Here is a 4,592-nt window from a genome sequence, read left to right on the forward strand (position 1 = left end):
GGCGCGGAAGGCGTGAACGTGTCTTTCGCCGAAGTGCCGGGCGCCTTGCAGAATGGTGTCGTTGACTGCGCTGTTACGGGGGCCGGTTCGGGCTATAGTGCGGGATGGTGGGAAGTCTCCACACACCTGCTGCCTATCCCGCTTGGCGGCTGGGATTCGGTTGTGACGGCGATGAATCTGGACAAATGGAACAGCCTCAGTTCCGATCACCAGGCATTGATCACAAGCGAAATCGCCAGCGGCTTTGAAGACCCTGCTTGGGCCAGCGCCCAAGACGCATTGGTCAACGATATTGCCTGTCTGACCGGCAACGGTGACTGCCCATCCGGTGACGCGCGCTCGATGACATTGGTCAATGTCAGTGACGCAGACTTTGCACGGGCACGCGACATTCTGACAACCGAAGTTCTTCCTGAATGGGCCGAGCGCGCAGGTGGCGATTGGGCTGCCCGTTGGAATGAGAGCGTTGGTGCCGTTGTTGGTGTGACAATCAACTAAATCAAAGTCAGGGGACGTGTTGAGATGGAACTGAAGCTGATTAGTCATCTGCGGGTGATCAACAAAGGTGTCGCGCTGGTCGTAGGTTTCGGCCTGCTTCTCTGCGCTGCCTTTGTGCTCGCGGACATCATCATGCGCCAGATCGGCTCGTCCCTTGGCGGCACAGAAGAGATTGCGGGCTACGCAATGGCGCTCGCGACCTCATGGGGCATGTCCTATACGCTGCTTGAGTTGGGGCATGTCCGTATCGACTTGCTACGCACAAAGTTTCAATCCTTCGGAAAGGCGTTGTTCGATGTCTTTTCCATGATCGTTATGTCCGGCGTGATCATCACGATCGCGATTAAGGCGTGGCCTGTTGTCGAACGCTCAATCACCAACGGATCGCGCGCGAATACGCCACTTGAGACGCCACTGGCCTGGGTTCAACTGCCTTGGTTTGCGGGCTGGGTCTGGTTTGCGGCCATGTCCACGATCACGACCCTTGCCGCGCTCAGCCTGCTGGCCAAACGCAGGCATGCCGAGACAGAAAGCATCATTGGTGCATTTGCAGAGCAGGAGACGCTGCAATGATCGGCTATGTGTCCATCGGCCTTCTGGGGTTGCTTGCGCTTTCCATTCCTGTCGGGATCGTGTTGTTCCTCTTGGGTTTCGGCATTGATTTCTTCTTTTCCAGTTTTCCGCTGACACGGGGCTTGGGCAACATGGTCTGGTCGTCGTCCAATTCGGCCACGCTGATCGCGATCCCGTTCTTTGTCTTGCTCGGTGAAATCCTTGTGCGCAGTGGGGTTGCCACCCGCACCTACGCCGCCCTTGACCGCTGGGTGTCTTGGCTGCCGGGGGGCTTGGTTCACGCCAATATCGCGACCGCAACAATGTTTTCGGCCACGTCCGGTTCGTCCGTGGCCACAGCCGCAACCGTGGCGACTGTTGCCATGCCGCAGGCCGAGAAGCTGGGGTATGACCCGAAACTGTTTTCCGGTGCGATTGCCGCTGGCGGGACGCTGGGTATCATGATCCCGCCTTCGATCAATCTGATCGTTTATGGATTCCTGACGCAATCCTCGATCCCGCAGCTTTTTCTGGCGGGGCTGATCCCCGGCCTCGCGCTGGCGATTGCATTCATGGTTGTGACCGCGGTCATCTGCATGATCCGGCCCGATTTGGGGGGCATGCGCCGCACGTTTCCTTTCCCGCAAATGTTGCGGGCATTGATTGACCTGATCCCGATCCTGATCCTTTTCGGTTTGATCGTCGGGTCGATCTATGGTGGCTGGGCCACACCGACCGAGGCCGCCGCAGTCGGTGTCGCAGGTGCATTCCTGATTGCTTTGGCTTTCGGTGGTGTGTCCTGGGACATGTTGCTGCAAAGCCTGACAGGCACGGTCAAGATCACCTCGATGATCATGCTGATCGTGATTGGTGCGTCATTCCTCAACTTCACACTGGCCTCGGCAGGGCTGGGGCGGGAACTGACAGAGTTCATGAACGGGCTTGGCCTGACGCCGCTCAAGACAATTCTGGTTGTCGTAGTGCTCTACATTGTCTTGGGGTTCTTTATCGAAACACTGTCGCTGATGGTTGTGACCATTCCGATCATCGTGCCGCTTGTCGTGGCACAGGGCTATGACGTGATCTGGTTTGGTATCCTGATGATTGTCCTGATCGAGATGGCCTTGATCACACCGCCCGTTGGACTGAACCTTTATGTGGTGCAGGGCGCGCGCAAGTCGGGCAGTTTGAACGAAGTGATGTTGGGGGCATTGCCCTATTGCCTGACCATGCTTGCGATGGCTTTCCTGTTGATTGCTTTCCCAAGCATCGCGTTGTTCCTTCCGACATTCCTGCAATAAGGGCCGGAAGCTATGCAGATTGACCTGAACGCCGACCTTGGAGAAGGCTTTGGCCCATGGTCCATGGGCGATGACGCGCAGATGATGACGCTGGTCACCTCGGCCAGTATCGCCTGTGGGGGGCATGCGGGCGATCCCGAAACGATGTACCGGACGCTGATGCAAGCCAAGAAAAACGGGGTCAATGTGGGTGCGCATCCGGGCTATGCGGACCGCGAAGGTTTTGGCCGCCGCGTGATCCCGATGTCGCCTGATGAGATCGGGCGCATGTGTGCCGCGCAAATCGGTGCTCTGATAGGTGTTGCTGCACTGGTGGGGGTGCCTGTCACTTACGTCAAACCGCATGGCGCGCTCGGCAATCTGGCGGCGCGGGATCGCAAGGTGGCCGATGCAATTGTGGTGGCCGTACGCCAGATTGATCCGAAACTGGCCATCCTCGCGATCTCTGGCACCCAAAGCGAAGAGGCCGCACGGGCCGCAGGCGTGACTGTATTCTCTGAAATCTTCGCGGATCGCGGCTATCTCGCCTCAGGCCAGCTCGTGCCGCGCAACCAAGAGGGTGCGATGATCCACGACGCAAAGGAAGCCGCCGCGCGCCTGATGTCATTTCTGCAAACCGGACTGATGCCTGTAGTGGATGGCGACCCTATCAAACTTGCAGCGCATTCGATCTGTGTGCATGGTGACAGCCCGGGGGCTGTGGACATGACACGCGCAATTTGGAAGCAACTGACTGCGCATGGCGTAGAGATCAAAAGCTTTGCCTTCCCCTAAGGATGCCTATGGAACCTCAATTTAAACCAGTTGCTGATCATGCCTTGCTGGTGACTTTCTCGGAGGTCATCAGTGAAGAGGCCCATGCAGCTGTTATCGCGCTTGATCAGGCGATTGCATCTGATGTCCCCCATGGGGTGATTGAGACAGTGCCGGCCTTGGTCAATCTCCTTGTGTCATTCGATCCGATACAGACGGACCATAGCGCAGTGGAAAACCGCCTACGGTCACTGCTCAAAGGTCTGGAAAGCCAGAAGATCATCGGTGTCGATCGGCATGTGCAGGTCTGCTATGAGGGCGATTTCGCCCCTGATCTGGAAGCCGTCGCAACCGCGACAGGACTCTCGCAGGAGGCGGTCATTAACGCGCATCTCACAGGCGATTTTCACGTTTTGATGTATGGGTTCTCGCCCGGATACGCCTATCTGTCCGGCGTGCCCGAGGCTATTCAGGTGCCGCGCAAGCCCGCCCCTGTGCGCGGTGTGCCGGCAGGCAGTGTGATTATCGCAGGGCCCCAATGTCTGATCACCACGCTGACGATGCCGACGGGCTGGTCGATCATCGGGCGGTCCCCGACGCCGATTTTCACGGGAAACCCCGATCATCCGTTCCTGTTTGATGTCGGCGACCGCGTGGTGTTTGAGCGCGTTGACCTGAAGACCTATGAAGAGCTCTGCGGGGAACAGGTCGATGGCTAGCGCAAAGTTCTCTGTCTCATTCGCGGGGCCATTGGTCACAATGCAGGATGCAGGGCGTCCGGGGAACATGCGCTATGGCGTTGCGGCGTCCGGCCCAATGGATCGTCTTGCCTTTGATGCGGCCCATGCGGCACTTGGCAACAAGGCAGGCTTGAACGCGATCGAGATTTCCCTTGGTGGCCTGATGCTGCAATGCACCGAAGGATCGGTCAGCGTGGCGATCACCGGTGGTGACTTTGTCGTCGAACATATAGGGCAAAAGACAAGTTCATGGACGATCCTGACAATCCGCAAGGGCGAGAAGCTGGCGATCCGCGCAGGCAAGGCAGGCAGTTGGGCCTATCTGGCTTTCGCGGGTGATCTGGCTTCTGAAACGTGGCTTGGTAGCCAGGCTACCCACGCCTCCTCGGGCTTTGGCGGGGGTGTTGTGCAAGGCGGACAGACGCTGGTGGTGGCAGATGTGGCGGTCCGCGAAGAGCGGGCAGGCGAGATCGCGCAGCCGGAATTTGCGTCTGACGGCGCGATGCGCGTCGTACTCGGGCCGCAGGATCGGTATTTTACAGCTGAGGCACTAGAGCAGCTTTTGAGCGCGCCTTTCTCCGTTTCCGATGCCTATGACCGGATGGGAATGCGGCTGAATGGACCGACCCTTGAGATGGAGCATGCTTTGTCGATCCCTTCAGAGCCGATTGTCCGCGGGTCCATTCAGGTATCGGGCGACGGTGTGCCAACGGTGCTCTTGGCCGATCATCAAACCACAGGCGGCTAT

At 58.3% G+C, this 4,592-nt stretch carries 6 protein-coding genes; all 6 read left to right on the forward strand.

Going from position 1 to position 4,592, the window contains the following annotated elements:
• Positions 1-498: type 2 periplasmic-binding domain-containing protein (locus VGP75_RS15340; protein WP_526025516.1), on the forward strand; the 498-nt coding region annotated here is incomplete at its 5' end.
• 24 nt (positions 499-522) lie between these two features.
• Positions 523-1,071, forward strand: a complete 549-nt coding sequence (locus VGP75_RS15345; RefSeq protein ID WP_327544492.1) for a TRAP transporter small permease subunit — start codon at positions 523-525, stop codon at positions 1,069-1,071.
• The gene (locus tag VGP75_RS15350) at positions 1,068-2,351 is read left to right on the forward strand and encodes a TRAP transporter large permease (protein ID WP_327544493.1); all 1,284 of its coding nucleotides are present in this window, start codon (positions 1,068-1,070) and stop codon (positions 2,349-2,351) included. The genes VGP75_RS15345 and VGP75_RS15350 overlap by 4 nt, the downstream gene beginning before the upstream one ends.
• 12 nt (positions 2,352-2,363) lie before the next feature.
• Complete coding sequence (locus VGP75_RS15355) at positions 2,364-3,125, forward strand: LamB/YcsF family protein (protein ID WP_327544494.1); 762 nt, start codon at positions 2,364-2,366, stop codon at positions 3,123-3,125.
• Between the two features lie 8 nt (positions 3,126-3,133).
• A complete protein-coding gene (locus VGP75_RS15360; RefSeq protein WP_327544495.1) occupies positions 3,134-3,823 on the forward strand; it encodes a 5-oxoprolinase subunit B family protein in 690 nt (229 codons plus the stop codon).
• The coding region (locus VGP75_RS15365; protein WP_327544496.1) for a 5-oxoprolinase subunit C family protein at positions 3,816-4,592 on the forward strand (777 nt) is incomplete at its 3' end. The genes VGP75_RS15360 and VGP75_RS15365, both read left to right, overlap by 8 nt.

It is taken from the genome of Yoonia sp. (genome assembly GCF_036007805.1).
GTDB lineage: Bacteria > Pseudomonadota > Alphaproteobacteria > Rhodobacterales > Rhodobacteraceae > Yoonia.